Source organism: Bacillus salacetis (assembly GCF_049177075.1).
GTDB lineage: Bacteria > Bacillota > Bacilli > Bacillales > Bacillaceae_B > Rossellomorea > Rossellomorea salacetis_A.
On record NZ_CP185377.1, the window covers coordinates 3542689 to 3557071 of the forward strand.

At 42.4% G+C, this 14383-nt stretch carries 16 protein-coding genes and 1 riboswitch; of the genes, 9 read left to right on the top strand and 7 right to left on the bottom strand.

Annotated elements, in window-relative coordinates; all coding sequences use genetic code 11:
* Nucleotides 1-24: 24 nt before the first annotated feature.
* Nucleotides 25-834: a lysophospholipase gene (locus ACOJQI_RS18425; RefSeq protein ID WP_421380734.1), complete on the bottom strand. Its 810-nt coding sequence runs from the start codon at nt 832-834 to the stop codon at nt 25-27.
* Between the two features lie 89 nt (nt 835-923).
* Between ACOJQI_RS18425 and ACOJQI_RS18430 the strand changes: the two genes are divergently transcribed.
* Nucleotides 924-1442 carry a gamma carbonic anhydrase family protein gene (locus ACOJQI_RS18430; protein WP_421380737.1) on the top strand — a complete coding sequence of 173 codons (519 nt, stop codon included), beginning with the start codon at nt 924-926 and terminating at the stop codon, nt 1440-1442.
* A 652-nt stretch (nt 1443-2094) separates the two neighbouring features.
* Here ACOJQI_RS18430 and metK read toward each other — a convergent pair.
* Nucleotides 2095-3294, bottom strand: a complete 1200-nt coding sequence (metK, locus tag ACOJQI_RS18435; RefSeq protein ID WP_421380740.1) for a methionine adenosyltransferase — start codon at nt 3292-3294, stop codon at nt 2095-2097.
* A 209-nt stretch (nt 3295-3503) separates the two neighbouring features.
* A riboswitch (SAM riboswitch) is annotated at nt 3504-3642 on the bottom strand.
* Between the two features lie 516 nt (nt 3643-4158).
* On the opposite strand from metK, the gene pckA reads away from it, so the two are divergent.
* Nucleotides 4159-5748: a phosphoenolpyruvate carboxykinase (ATP) gene (gene pckA / locus ACOJQI_RS18440; RefSeq protein WP_421380743.1), complete on the top strand. Its 1590-nt coding sequence runs from the start codon at nt 4159-4161 to the stop codon at nt 5746-5748.
* Between the two features lie 53 nt (nt 5749-5801).
* On the opposite strand, the gene ACOJQI_RS18445 is transcribed toward pckA, so the two are convergent.
* Both ACOJQI_RS18445 and ACOJQI_RS18450 read right to left on the bottom strand, forming a co-directional pair.
* Complete coding sequence (locus ACOJQI_RS18445) at nt 5802-6044, bottom strand: DUF2584 domain-containing protein (RefSeq protein ID WP_421380746.1); 243 nt, start codon at nt 6042-6044, stop codon at nt 5802-5804.
* A 15-nt stretch (nt 6045-6059) separates the two neighbouring features.
* Complete coding sequence (locus ACOJQI_RS18450) at nt 6060-6845, bottom strand: alpha/beta hydrolase family protein (RefSeq protein WP_421380749.1); 786 nt, start codon at nt 6843-6845, stop codon at nt 6060-6062.
* A gap of 240 nt (nt 6846-7085) precedes the next feature.
* On the opposite strand from ACOJQI_RS18450, the gene ACOJQI_RS18455 reads away from it, so the two are divergent.
* The 3 genes from ACOJQI_RS18455 to ACOJQI_RS18465 all read left to right on the top strand — a co-directional run bounded on the left by ACOJQI_RS18455 (nt 7086) and on the right by ACOJQI_RS18465 (nt 9737).
* A complete protein-coding gene (locus ACOJQI_RS18455; protein ID WP_421380752.1) occupies nt 7086-8090 on the top strand; it encodes an ABC transporter substrate-binding protein in 1005 nt (334 codons plus the stop codon).
* Between the two features lie 86 nt (nt 8091-8176).
* Nucleotides 8177-8950 (top strand): ABC transporter ATP-binding protein, encoded by a 774-nt coding sequence (locus ACOJQI_RS18460; protein ID WP_421380755.1) that lies wholly within the window; start codon nt 8177-8179, stop codon nt 8948-8950.
* On the top strand, nt 8934-9737 hold the full coding sequence (locus tag ACOJQI_RS18465; protein ID WP_421380758.1) for an ABC transporter permease: 804 nt from the start codon (nt 8934-8936) through the stop codon (nt 9735-9737). The genes ACOJQI_RS18460 and ACOJQI_RS18465 overlap by 17 nt, the downstream gene beginning before the upstream one ends.
* A gap of 30 nt (nt 9738-9767) precedes the next feature.
* Here ACOJQI_RS18465 and ytkD read toward each other — a convergent pair whose 3' ends face one another.
* The 3 genes from ytkD to ACOJQI_RS18480 form a co-directional block, all read right to left on the bottom strand.
* Nucleotides 9768-10241: an RNA deprotection pyrophosphohydrolase gene (gene ytkD / locus ACOJQI_RS18470; RefSeq protein WP_421380761.1), complete on the bottom strand. Its 474-nt coding sequence runs from the start codon at nt 10239-10241 to the stop codon at nt 9768-9770.
* Nucleotides 10242-10964: 723 nt separating this feature from the next.
* Nucleotides 10965-11288: a hydrolase gene (locus ACOJQI_RS18475; RefSeq protein ID WP_421380764.1), complete on the bottom strand. Its 324-nt coding sequence runs from the start codon at nt 11286-11288 to the stop codon at nt 10965-10967.
* A gap of 52 nt (nt 11289-11340) precedes the next feature.
* Nucleotides 11341-11757 carry a phage holin family protein gene (locus ACOJQI_RS18480; RefSeq protein WP_421380767.1) on the bottom strand — a complete coding sequence of 139 codons (417 nt, stop codon included), beginning with the start codon at nt 11755-11757 and terminating at the stop codon, nt 11341-11343.
* 158 nt (nt 11758-11915) lie between these two features.
* Between ACOJQI_RS18480 and ACOJQI_RS18485 the strand changes: the two genes are divergently transcribed.
* The 4 genes from ACOJQI_RS18485 (at nt 11916) to ACOJQI_RS18500 (ending at nt 13934) form a co-directional block, all read left to right on the top strand.
* A complete protein-coding gene (locus ACOJQI_RS18485; protein ID WP_421385509.1) occupies nt 11916-12155 on the top strand; it encodes a DUF6154 family protein in 240 nt (79 codons plus the stop codon).
* A gap of 128 nt (nt 12156-12283) precedes the next feature.
* A complete protein-coding gene (gene ytzI / locus ACOJQI_RS18490; RefSeq protein ID WP_421380770.1) occupies nt 12284-12460 on the top strand; it encodes a YtzI protein in 177 nt (58 codons plus the stop codon).
* A 124-nt stretch (nt 12461-12584) separates the two neighbouring features.
* Complete coding sequence (yidD, locus tag ACOJQI_RS18495) at nt 12585-12821, top strand: membrane protein insertion efficiency factor YidD (RefSeq protein WP_421380773.1); 237 nt, start codon at nt 12585-12587, stop codon at nt 12819-12821.
* A gap of 129 nt (nt 12822-12950) precedes the next feature.
* Entirely contained in the window at nt 12951-13934 is a 984-nt protein-coding gene (locus ACOJQI_RS18500; protein ID WP_421380776.1) for a metal ABC transporter solute-binding protein, Zn/Mn family, read from the top strand.
* Nucleotides 13935-14383 lie beyond the last annotated feature (449 nt).

A 14383-nucleotide genomic window follows, 5' to 3' on the forward strand; every position in this document is an offset into this window, starting at 1 on the left:
CTCACACAGTTTTCTTCAATGGATTTACTTTTGCACAATATAACCAATGGTTTTTAATCTTGTTTCCACAAAGTTTTTTGCGTATTCAAAAACCTCATCACGCTCAGGTTCATTAAATATTTCATGATAAAACTTAGGCCATTCTTTATAATGCATTTCAGACAGCGAAAGTTCATTGAACCACTTTTTCACGAGAGACTTATCTACAATCTTATCATCTCCGCCCTGCATGACCAACAAAGGAACATCGGGCATTTTCTGGATATTTATAAATGCCTGCTTTATCGCCTTTTCAAGTTCCCTGTACCAGCGGACTGAAACCTTGGTTACATATAATGAATCATTGCTGTCAATTTCCCTTACTTCCTCATTCCTGGTAGCAAGGTCTACAGATAATCCAGAAGAAAATTTCACGTGCGGTGCCACTTTATTCAAAACATGTGACAGTAGTTCCAGCGGTTTCGGAATCGAATCCACCAGGCCCAAACAAGGGGATGATAAAATCAACCCTGCAATGTTGATGTGGGACTCCTGCATCATCCTGGCCGCAACCAAGCCTCCCATGCTGTGCCCGATGACAAACACCGGCAAATCGAATTGATATGCCGCCTGGACCCAATCCTTCACTTCGATGATATACTCATCAAAAGAATCAATATGGCCCCTTTGCGCCCTGGAGGTCATTCCCTGGCCCGGCAGGTCCCCCATGACGACGTGATAGCCGGATGTCCGCCACATTTCAATGAGCCACCCGTAACGGCCATGATGCTCCATTGCACCATGAATAATGACAATGACCGCTTTCGCTTCCTGTTCAGTTTCCCATTTCCACATGGCTATTCCTCCTTAATGCTGCTTCCAAAATTATGATAAACTCAATTTATTAAGATTAATTATACCTGCCCTTTGAAAGGAGAAGCAAAATGATTTATGAATATAATGGTAAAAAACCAAAAATCGCCGATAGTGCCTATATTGCTGATTATGTAACGATTACGGGTGATGTTGAAATAGGCGAAGAATCCTCTGTATGGTTCAATTCAGTTATCCGCGGTGATGTGGCACCGACAATCATCGGGAACAAAGTCAACATTCAAGATAACTCTGTACTTCATCAAAGCCCCAATAACCCTTTAGTTTTGGAAGACGAAGTCACTATTGGCCACAGCGTTATTCTGCATAGTTGTAAAATCAGAAAAAAAGCTCTCATCGGCATGGGCTCGACCATCCTTGATAACGCTGAAATCGGCGAAGGAGCGTTTATCGGCGCCGGAAGCCTTGTCCCTCCCGGCAAAGTGATTCCTCCTAACAGCATGGCATTCGGACGCCCTGCTAAAGTGATCAGAGAGCTGAATGATCATGATATCAGCGAGATGAAAAGAATTTCCAGGGAGTACGCCGAAAAAGGCCAATATTATAAATCATTAAAACCTCTTAAGTAATAGATTCTACTGTTTTTTACCCATTATCCCTTCCAGTTATTCTTTCTGTGGATGGAAAATGGGAATAGAATGGCAAAAGTCCTTTCCATTTGTTTGGAAGGGGCTTTTTTTCGTCCAAAATATTGTGGTTTTATAAGGGATGTTGATCTCCGCTGCAGCTGTACGACTCCGCGGGGCGGGCGGTGAGCCTCCTCGGCTTTGCCTGCGGGGTCTCACCTGTCCCGCTAGTCCCGCAGGAGATCGCACAGCTTCCGCTCCAATCAACTATGAATATAAAAAGTAGCAATGATAAAAATCTTTTAGGATACAGTCCTTTTTAAAGAAGACCTGAAGTGATGCAAAGTATTACGGCATCGTAGACTCATCCTGGCGGCATCGAATCCTTTTTTTCTCCATTCCATGCCGTCTGTTCGACATTCTGAGAGCACAGATTTCCTATTTCTCTGATTCCTTGCTGGCTGGTCGACATTCTGAGAGCCTTGATTTTTATTTGCTCCCATTCCATGCTCCCTGCTCGACATTCTGAGAGCAGGGATTCATTAGATCCCTTCATTCCATGCTCCCTGGCCAGAACTATTCTATACCGTTAGGCTTTCCAGCTATAATAAAAAGCCCGAAGCAGTATATACTCCGGGCTGAAAATACTATTGCATTATGCTTGGGCCTGCTGTTTAAGGACCTCAGCTTTGTCAGTGCGCTCCCAAGGAAGATCAAGATCGCTTCTGCCAAAGTGGCCGTAAGCAGCTGTCTGTTTGTAAATTGGACGGCGAAGGTCAAGCATCTTGATGATTCCTGCTGGACGAAGGTCGAAATTGTTGCGGACAACTTCAATCAATGTATCCTCAGAAACATCGCTTGTACCAAATGTATCGATTGAAATGGAAACCGGCTGAGCTACACCGATTGCGTACGCAAGCTGAACTTCACATTTATCAGCAAGGCCAGCAGCAACGATGTTTTTCGCTACATAACGAGCAGCGTACGCAGCTGAACGGTCAACCTTCGTTGCATCCTTACCAGAGAATGCACCGCCGCCGTGACGCGCGTATCCGCCGTACGTATCAACGATGATTTTACGGCCAGTCAAACCAGCATCCCCTTGAGGTCCACCGATAACAAAGCGTCCTGTTGGGTTGATGAAGTATTTAGTATCTTCGTCGATAAGTTCTTTTGGTACAACAGGATCGATAACATATTCCTTAAGGTTTCTTTGGATGCGCTCTAAAGAAACTTCAGGATGATGCTGAGTGGAAATGACGATTGTGTCGATGCGGACAGGCTTGTCATTTTCATCATATTCAACCGTTACCTGAGTTTTACCATCAGGTCGCAGGTATGGAAGTACATCGTCTTTACGCACTTCAGTCAATTTGCGGGAAATTTTATGAGCTAATGAAATTGGAAGAGGCATAAGCTCTTTTGTTTCATTACAAGCGAAACCGAACATCAAGCCCTGGTCACCGGCACCGATTGCTTCAATTTCTTCTTCACTCATTTGTCCTTCACGTGCTTCAAGAGCCTGGTCAACACCCATCGCGATATCAGCAGACTGTTCATCAATGGAAGTCAGCACCGCACAAGTTTCAGCATCAAAACCGTATTTCGCGCGTGTATAGCCAATTCCTCTGATTGTTTCACGGACAATTTTAGGAATATCTACGTAAGTACTTGTTGTAATTTCTCCAGCAACCAACACAAGACCAGTTGTAACAGACGTTTCACAAGCTACACGTGCGTTCGGGTCATTTGTTAGAATTGCATCTAGGATTGAATCGGAAATTTGGTCACAAATTTTATCTGGATGTCCTTCCGTTACGGACTCAGATGTAAACAGACGACGTTTTTTTGACATCGGTGTTCCTCCCTTAGAAAAAAATAATTATTAGAACAGAAACCAGCTCTGTTCCCAATGTGCAATCACGGTACTCATTCCCTTAGTAGTATGAAGTAAACATTGGTATTTTATCAAAAGACTTCAACTACCAGGCTGGAAAATTCCAATAAAAAAACCTTCCCGTCTACTAATAGAGGAAAGGTTGTGATTTAAAGCCGCGCCTTTCACTCTTATTGATCAAGGAGAACCTTGCATCAGTTTAGCACCTTTGTTTAAGGAATTCTGCTTTCATGTTTCAAAGCTATTTTCCTCAAACAGGTTGCTGGGTTTCATTGGGGCTGTCCCTCCACCAGCTCGGAATAAGAGTATCCGTTCAATGGTCAATATTAACTCACTTTGTCAAAACGTGTCAACATATTTATTTAATGCCAAATATTCTGGCGAATTAAGCTGAAGTACCGTGTAGATTGATTGATTTTCATTACTTTGGCCGAATCAGAAAATTTCTTTCAGAATCTAAGAATCTTTGCTTAAATTCCCGCAAAACTTCCTATATAATATAAGAATCTTGGTGAAAGCGGTAACATTTTATCGGCAGTTTAATAGCATAACTTAATATATGTTATTCCTCATTTTCAGAAAATAAATGTTTACTGCCTTGTCTTTAAGACTAAATCATTACTACAGTGTGATTTTAATTCTACTGGACAAATGTGACAATTTAAAAACATCGTTTAAAAATCTTTAAATAGTATAGACTAATGGATTTATTGTGTTATACTAATTTTGAGAAACAAAGGGGTATCTAAATAACGCTCTCCTTTTTGTTGGGGATGATGAAAAGGAGAGCAATAAATACAGTACAAAGGAAGGTTATTTAATATGACTTCAGTTAGCCTGTCTAATAAACTAAATGAATTACTTAATGGAAAAAATACGAAAGTACAATTATCCGTACCTCAATTAGTTGAGAAGGTTTTGAATCGGAATGAAGGAATCCTGACAAATTCAGGTGCTGTCCGTGCAGAGACAGGCAAATACACTGGCCGTTCTCCACAGGATAAGTTCACTGTTGAAGAGCCTTCAACAAAAGATAAAATCGAATGGGGTTCTGTTAACCAGCCGATTTCCGCTGAAAGCTTTGACAAATTATATAATAAAGTGATCGAATACTTACAAGAAAAAGAAGAAATCTTTGAATTCAAAGGATTTGCAGGAGCAGACCCTAAGCACCGCATGCCAATCAGGGTCGTGAACGAGTATGCCTGGCATAACCTGTTTGCCCACCAGCTTTTCATCCGCCCTACTGCTGAAGAATTAAAAGATCATCAAGCAGAGTTTACCGTTATTTCAGCTCCGACTTTCAAAGCTGATCCGGCTGTTGACGGAACGAACTCTGAAACGTTCATCATTGTCTCCTTCGAAAAGAGAACAGTACTGATCGGCGGCACAGAATATGCAGGTGAAATGAAGAAGTCCATTTTCTCTGTCATGAACTTCATGCTTCCTGAAAACGACATTCTTTCCATGCACTGTTCAGCAAACGTTGGTCAGGAAGGTGATGTTGCGTTGTTCTTCGGTCTTTCCGGTACAGGGAAAACAACTCTTTCCGCTGACCCGAACCGCCGTTTGATCGGTGACGATGAGCATGGCTGGTCTCCTAATGGCGTCTTTAACATTGAAGGCGGCTGCTATGCAAAAACAATTGACCTTACACGTGAAAAAGAACCTCAGATCTTTGATGCCATCCGTTTTGGCTCTGTTCTAGAAAATGTCGTGGTCGATGAAGACACACGCATCCCGGATTATGAAGACAGCACTTTGACTGAAAATACACGTGCAGCTTATCCGCTTCAAGCAATCGACAATATCGTTGACCCGAGTGTCGCAGGACATCCTAATACGATCATTTTCCTTACGGCAGATGCGTTCGGGGTCCTTCCTCCAATCAGCAAACTGACTAAGGAACAAGCGATGTACCACTTCTTGAGTGGATATACATCTAAACTGGCAGGTACAGAAAGAGGAATCACTTCTCCTCAAGCTACATTCTCAACTTGCTTCGGTTCTCCATTCCTGCCGCTTCCTGCAACAGTATATGCAGAAATGCTCGGCAAGAAGATCGATGAGCACAATGCGCAGGTTTACCTTGTAAACACTGGCTGGACTGGCGGCGAGTACGGCGTTGGAAGCAGAATGAAACTTTCTTACACTCGTGCAATGGTTCAAGCAGCACTTGAAGGTGAGCTGGCTAATGTTGAAACAGCTTCTGATGATATCTTCGGCCTTCAAATCCCTGTTCATGTACCAGGTGTTCCTGATGAAGTTCTTCAGCCGCGCAAAACGTGGTCTGACCAGGAAGCTTATGTAGAGAAAGCAAAAGAGCTTGCAGGTAAATTCAAAAATAACTTTAATAAATTCTCGAATGTCCCTGAAGAAATAAAATCCAAGGGCGGACCGGTTAACGCATAATTGAATACAGAAAAAGAGGCGGGCTCGTTTAATGAGCCCGCCTCTTTTTCTGTTTAATTTGTGCTGTTAAGTGACTTTAATTGGTATGTAATAACTGTTTCACCATTTTCCCATTGCAGTCTTGTAACTTCACCAATGCCGTTTGTTTCCCCATTCTTCGTTCTTTTAACTTCCACTGGGATCTCCATCGGGTATAGACGATATCCTTCCTTCACAAGCTGAAAGGTATTCTCCTCCAGCCTCTTTTCTTTGCCTTTTGTCACGATCATTGTATTTAATTCGAGACCCATTCCCATGAACCGCACTCCCCTTTAACTGTATTTTTTCATCCAGCTGCACACCATGACAACAATTTCCCTGTTGATTGCCGGAGGAAAGTAATGTGTATACTCTTCAAAATAATAGGTATCCACCTTTTTGTCCAGCTCTTTCAACCTTCTTTCGAGCAAGTGAGCATGTTCGATGGAAACATTTTGGTCTTTGGCTCCATGAACGATCAGCACCGGGGCCTCTATTTCTTCCAGGCGATACAATGGTGTTCTCCACTTATATCTCAATGGATATTTCTTAGGTGTCCCGCCAATCACTCTTTTCATCATTCTTCTCAAATCTTTTCTTTCCCCATAGGTCAGCACCATATCGGATACGCCGCCCCAGGTTACGATGGAAGCAGTTTCTTTCTTTTCAATTGCTGTGAGTAAGGCCATCACACCTCCCCGTGAAAATCCAAAAACGTGAACTTTACGGCCGGAGACTCTGGGGTGATCCTGCAGCAAATCAAAAGCCGCAAAGGCATCGTGACGGTCATCTCCTGCAAAGTCCTCATTGCCTTCCCCTCCTTGATTTCCGCGGTAAAAAGGAGCAAACACGACAAATCCTTCGGAAGCAAACTGTGCAATACGGGCAGGACGGACCTGTCCCACATTTTTGATGCCCCCTCTTAAATACAGAAAACCCGGATATGCTTGATTATCTTTTGGTTGTGCCAGCATGCCCTTCACACGAAGGCCGTTTGCATAATATGTAATGGAAAAAAGCTCAACATTTGGATTCGGTGAAGGAAACATTTCTTTTTCAAGGATCGTGCCGCTCTTCATCGTCTCATCCTTTCATTGTTCATTTTATTAATAATGCCTTTTATTTTTAGTCACTTATCAGATAAAGTCCTTTACCCCTTTTCGTCCCTGCCTAAAAACATCAATGTGACATAGGCTATCACACAATTTTCATTTTCACATACGATAGGTAGCAAACAATATATGTCTGTCATTCCGGCGCAGCGACTCATTGCAGCCACTATGCTTCGGATTATGACAGATTAAAGGAGAGGAACCAATTTGAAAAGGCTGCTGAAGATTAGTTTTTCTTTATTTATGATCCTCATTCTCTCAGTCGGTGTATGGGGCTGTGCAAACAAAGAACAGAAACTAGAAAAAGTAAGGATTGCAGAAGTTACCCGTTCCATTTTCTATGCACCCCAATATGTAGCCCTGGAAAAAGGATTTTTTGAGGAAGAGGGACTGGACATTGAACTGACTACTACGTGGGGCGGGGATAAAACGATGACCACCCTCCTTGCCGATGGAGCTGATGTAGCATTGGTAGGATCTGAAACAAGTATTTATGTTGACTCGCAAGGTTCAAATGACCCGGTCATCAACTTTGCCCAATTGACGCAAACCGATGGAACCTTCCTTGTGTCAAGGGAAAAAGTAGAGAACTTTGACTGGGAGCAGCTGAAGGGCTCCACTTTCCTCGGCCAGCGTAAAGGCGGCATGCCGCAGATGGTGGGGGAATTCGTTCTAAAGAAACAAGGCATCGATCCGCACGCGGACCTGGACCTCATTCAGAATATTGATTTTGCCAACATCGCAAACGCCTTTGCTTCCGGAACGGGAGACTATGTCCAGCTGTTTGAACCTACTGCTTCTATATTTGAGAAAGAAGGAAAAGGCCACATTGTTGCCTCCTTTGGTGAACAGTCCGGCCATGTTCCTTATACCACATTTATGGCCAAAGAAAGTTTCATGAAAGAAAACAATGAAACTGTTGAAAAATTCACAAGAGCGGTCTATAAAGCACAGAAGTGGGTGGAAGAACATGACCCGGCGGAAACAGCTGAAGTGATCCAATCCTACTTTGAAGATACAGATCTTGATATCATCGAAACTGTAGTCGACCGGTATAGAAGCCAAGGGTCTTTTGCCACAGATCCGATCCTTGATGAAGAGGAATGGAATAACCTGCAGGACATCATGGATGAAGCTGGTGAACTTCCAGGGCGTATTGAGCATGGCAAATTGGTCAATACCACTATAGCTGAAGAAGTCATTGCTGAATAAAGTGTGGTGAGAGCACCGGGTGGTTAGTCCGATATGGGGCTAACCCCTCTTTCTCTTATACATGAATCACAAGGAGGGACAACAGGATGAAGCTTCTGGAAATCAGTCAAATCCATCACACTTATTTCACACCGAGCTCTGCCACTACCGCATTGGAAGACATCTCACTGACTGTACAGGAAGGAGAGTTTGTCTCGTTTCTGGGGCCAAGCGGCTGTGGAAAAACCACCTTATTGTCCATCATCGCAGGGCTGTTTGAACCCAGTTCGGGAACGGTCACAATTGAAGGTGCTTCACTCAAAAAAAGCAAACATAAGATTGGCTATATGCTGCAGCAGGACTACTTATTTCCGTGGAAGACAATCGAGGAGAACATCCTGCTCGGACTGAAAACCATGGACCTGTTGACGGAAGAAAAGAAAAGATGGGCATTGAACCTGCTGGACGAAATCGGCCTGGAGGGTGTCTCGAAACAATTTCCACGACAATTATCAGGAGGCATGAGGCAGCGCGCCGCCCTTGTCCGGACTCTGGCTGTCGAACCAAAGCTCCTCCTGCTGGATGAACCCTTCTCTGCCCTTGATTATCAAACTAAATTAAAGCTTGAAGACCTCGTATTCGAGACGTTAAAAGCATTCAACAAAACCGCATTGCTTGTCACCCATGATATCGGGGAGGCAATAGCGATGAGTGACAGGATTGTCCTTTTGTCTGCAAAGCCTGGGAGGATCCATAAGGTTTTTGACGTTCCGGAAGAGCTCAGGGAATTGAAACCGTTCCTGTCAAGAAACCATGAATCCTATTCAGACTGCTTTCAGCACATATGGAAGGAGTTGGAGTCACTTGAGTCCACAAAATAATACAGAGAAGCAGCATCACCAATTTTTACAAAGCCTGAAAAAAGAAAAGAAGATGGTCCGGTTATATCAACTGCTCATCTTTATTTCCTTCTTTAGTTTGTGGGAGACAGCGAGCAGGGCACAATGGATCGATCCTCTGATTTTCAGTTCTCCCTATAAGATCGGAAATTTGTTCATCGAAAAGATCAGTGATGGATCACTCATTATGCATATTACGATCACCTTGGGAGAAACAGTTGCAGGTTTCATCCTCGGGACACTGTTAGGAACACTGCTGGCTGCATTATTATGGTGGTCCCCTTTTCTCTCAAAAGTTCTTGATCCTTATCTGGTCATCTTGAATGCGATGCCTAAAGTGGCACTCGGCCCGATCCTTATCGTTGCCTTGGGACCCGGCTTTACGTCCATCATTGCCATGGGTGCGATCATTTCTGTCATCATCACCACGATCGTCGTCTATACATCCTTCCGGGAGGTGGACCCCAATTATCTAAAAGTCATGGAAACCTTCGGGGCAACCAGAAAACAAACATTTAAGGAAGCTATTCTTCCCGCCTCTTTCCCTACCATTATCTCAACTTTGAAAGTCAATGTCGGGTTGTCATGGGTAGGGGTCATAGTCGGAGAATTCCTGGTTTCCGCAAAAGGACTTGGATATATGATCATATATGGCTTCCAGGTATTCAACTTCTCACTTGTGCTGCTTTCCCTGCTGATCATCGCCGTTTTTGCCACTCTCATGTATAAAATCGTCGAGATGATTGAGAAAAAACTAATAAGATCGTAAAAAAACGAGGCTTAGCAAACGCCTCGTTTCTTAGTGTATGTACCCTTGGACTTTTAGGTATTCCAGCGTAGTACTGATTACATCATCCTTCATCACAAAGCTGAAACGTCCGTCTTTTTTGACTGTTTCCAATTCTCCATCCCAGACCCGGGGGCCATTCGTTTCTAGGTAATTATCTTTTTCCTCTAATGCCTGCACTTCAGCAAAAAAGATTGCCTTCGCGAAAGGGGGCTGTTGTTTTACCATATAAGTGCCGATCCTGATCAGCTTAGAGGCTGTCCCGCCTGTCTCCTCATAGAGTTCTCTTTTGGCTGCTTCTTCAAGCGTCTCCCCCTCTTCCACTTTTCCCCCTGGAAACTCGAGGCCGCGTACACTATGATTGGTCAGGAGCCAGCCCCCATTATACCGGGCTACCACCAATACATGCTTCGGTTGCATCGGAAACTCAGGATGACCTAATTCCAATTGAACTTCATAACCATTAAAATCAATAAACTTTTCCATCACATTTCACCATTTCTATTTTTACTCTTTTTAAAAAAAGTGTGTGAGTGCTTATACAAGGATTGAATCCATTCCCTTTAATGCCAGTTTTAAAAGGTTCTTTTAGTATTGCTTGTTTCTATCTGGATGAGTTAGTTGATTTCCGCTTCAGGTGTGTGACTCCGCGGGGCGGGCGTTGAGCCTCCTCGGCTTCGCCTGCGGGGTCTCACCTGTCCCGCTAGTCCCGCAGGAGATCATACACCCTACGCTCCAATCAACCTTTCGTAATATATCCCGAATAAACTATTGTAAAAAAATCTACAATCTTTTGAATACAGCCTTCTAAAAAACTACCTATGTATCTGGATCATTAATGCAGGTACATCTCTTTCCGCAAAATCCTCTTCTTATGTATCCAGACTGCTAATGCAGGTACATCTCTTACCGGAAACCTCTCTACTCATGTATCTAGACTGCTAATGCAGGTACATCTCTTACGGCAAAATCCTCTTCTCATGTATCCAGACTGCTAATGCAGGTACATCTCTTACCGGAAATGTCTCTTCTCGTGTATCCAGACCGCTAATGCAGATACATCTCTTACCGGAAATCTCTCTACTCATGTATCCAGACCGCTAATGTTTTTGAAAAATCTCACTCTCTCATACCCAACCTCATTATACTACTCTTCACGGACTCCTTCATTCCCTTGAACGAAAAAAAACAGCACTCTTGTGAATGCTGTCAGGTCAGGTCTGTCAATATCCCCATGCTCTTGATATGATTCTTTGCCTCTTCATCGCCCAAAGTGTAAATCATCTGGTACGCATGGAGCAGGTTGTCATCATAGGCATCATTGTCTTTGTCAAAATGGTATTGAAGATATGGAGTATGGGCACGGTAAAAATTCCGCCAGTCAGTGGAATGCTGCTGGTCAAATACTTCCCGTAACCTGGTGATTTCCTCATCTGTCGCTGAGATTTTAAAATTCCATGGAGAATCGGTAGAACTTCTGGATATCTCTCCTGTTGCGATTTCAATGTAGTAATCATGTTTTTCTTCTGCCATGAGTTCCACCCCTTAACAATAGTATTTATCTTTTTCCTCAAACCTTTAATTCTTATTCAGAGTTCTTTTTCTTCTTGATTTTTATTTTGTTGCGAAGCGATTCCACTGCACTGCTTAAGAACGGAGGAATCGGCAGTCCTGCACGTCCCGCATTTTCAATGATGGATAATATTTCATTACAAAGATAAAAAATTATTGTGGAATCCCGAATAATATGCTGATTTCCAAGTATAGTATCAATAAGGTGAACTGCAGCCACGATGCTGAATATAATGACTTTTTTGCCTATCCCTTTCAGCCCTATTTTGCTTGAGAGTTTGCCATTGATTCCTGCTGCTATCAGACCTGTCAGATAATCAAGGATCATTGCAATGATCAAAAAAGTAAGTAATTTGCTCCAGCCGCTGTTTGCCATATTGGAGACAGTCGAGGTTATGATGGATGCAAAAGGAATAATGAACTTGTTCATCCCACTCCCTCCCTTCTAACAATAAAATGGGATTAACCTATTGGAAAAAGGGTAAATATTGATTAAATAGTTGTCCCCTTTTTTTATCATATGAAGAAAGAACTATGGCGGTCATAAAAATGTGAAAAATGTGTCAGGAGGTGGAATGCTTGAAACTAGTGGAGGAACTATATGAAATCTACAGAGGCAAAATCAGGGGAACCGATGAAGACTTGGACATGATTGCCTTGACAATCCTTGAGGAATCGTCAAGACAGGAACTGCTGAACATCATCGAAGAAATGGACAATGAAGAGCTTCAATATTTTATACGCTTATACATATTGGAAACGTTAAAGGAAAAGCTGACATCCGGCGATCATGAGAATCGGCACAATTACAAAAGAAATATTCATTAAACCACGAACCTCCAAAGAAGATAATCTTTGGGGGTCTTTCTTTACCCTTTCAATTCGCCAATTTAAGATGATAGTATTAATCCGCTTTTACTTTCATGGTAAAATATAAAGTAAGGGAGGAATGAATTATGGGTTATGTTGGTGTACTTATTATTTCGATCATCCTTATTTTCATCATCATTATCGTAAGCGTACTGACAACCAGCAAAGCATATGACTATAAGCACACAGTGGATCCGATTGAGAACAATCCCCATCTGAATGATGATGAAAATCAAAAAGAGGATGATACGAAACAATCATAATCGGTTAAAAAGAGAGCAGCTTTCCTCAGGAAAATTGTTCTTTTTTTGTATAGTCCAGACATCCTGCTTTATTATCTATCTGGCAAATGGTATATTTCTGATATAAAAGAACGGAGAGGCTGTCATGAAAAAAATATTCCTCGGAATCATACGATTCTACCAGTTAGTCATTTCACCCCTCAAGCCTCCAACCTGCAGATTCTACCCCACCTGCTCCCACTATGGAATGGAATCCATCAAACGATTCGGAGCCATACGGGGAGGCTGGCTGACGATAAAAAGAATTGTAAAATGCCATCCCTTCCATCCAGGTGGGATTGATCAAGTACCCGAAGTATGGCCATCAAGAAAAAAATCTTGATGGTTTTTTTCTTGCTTTTAAGGAATGATGATAGTAAAATCATCTAGGGAGCATAAATCGTAATGATTACTTTTTAAATAATAAAAATAATTTTGACTCGCTCATATATGAATAAAAGGAGGAATATCATTGAAACGCGTAAAAATGTTAATCAGCATTACATTTCTCATGCTGCTCGCAGCTTGCGGAACAGAGACTGATCAAGGAAACAGCACTGATTCCAATACATTGAAAGTCTATACAACAGTCTATCCTTTAAGTGATTTCACAGAAAAAATCGGCGGTGAATATGTGGAAACAGAATCCATCTATCCGCCAGGAGCGGATGAACACACATTCGAGCCTTCTCAAAAGGATATGATGGAATTATCCGACGCAGACATCTTCTTCTATATCGGCCTTGGCCTTGAGGGCTTTGTTGATAAAGCAGAAAGCGTACTGGAAAATGAAAATGTCCAAATGGTTGCGACCGGAGCTGCATTGGAAGGCAGCGTGGAAAGCGGGCAAGATGATACGCATGAAGACGAAGAGCACTCTGATGAGGAAGAACATGCGCATGAAGAAGACGCTCACGGACATGGTCATGATGTCGACCCGCATGTCTGGTTAGATCCCGTATATGCAAAGGAGCTGGCTCACAGCATTTACGAAACACTATCTGAAGAAATGCCTGAGCAGGAAGCAGCATTCAAAGAAAACTATGAAAACCTTGTTTCCCAGCTGGATGAGTTGAATGAATCCTTTGAAACAACTGCAGCCAATGCGGAGAACAACAAAATCTTTGTTGCCCATGCTGCCTACAGTTATTGGGAAAAACGCTACGGCATTGAACAGGTAGCCATCTCTGGAATTTCATCCACTGATGAACCTTCTCAGCAGGAATTGAAAAACATCATTGATGATGCAAAAGAAAACAACATATCCTACATCATCTTTGAGCAAAATGGAACATCCCGCCTGACTGAGGTCGTCCAAAAAGAAATCGGTGCCGAAAAACTGACCCTGCACAACCTCGGAGTACGAACTCAGGAAGATATCAATCAGGATAAAGATTACTTTGATTTAATGAATGAAAATATAGAAACACTGCAGAAAGCCCTTGGCAGTGAATGATCGGGAAAAGCGCTGACTTTGATTGACAGTACTTCAGTTTAGAGGTACAAACCATATTAATTCATAGTTTTTAGCATACGAATTTGCACTATTATTCGTATGCTATTTTTTATTGGTATTACAGTAAATCATCTACTTTCAAGTGTCTTTTCGCATTTAGTTTCGCACACTTTTCCTTAACACTGGAACATATATTGGAGTCCAGCGATTTATGTAACCAAGTAACTTGCGAAACGGTATATTTTATGGGGCCAAAGAAAATCAGCAATGTGAGCTTATGAAAATAAGGGAAGAAACTTCCCTTATCAAGGAAAAGTAACTAAAAATAGTTGAAATAAGGGAAATATCTTCCGCTATTCATATGAAATCATGAAAAATAGGGGGCTGTACCAGGAATAAGGGAAAGACCATCCCTTATTTTTCGCTCAATCAGTCATTTTTGCAGGTTA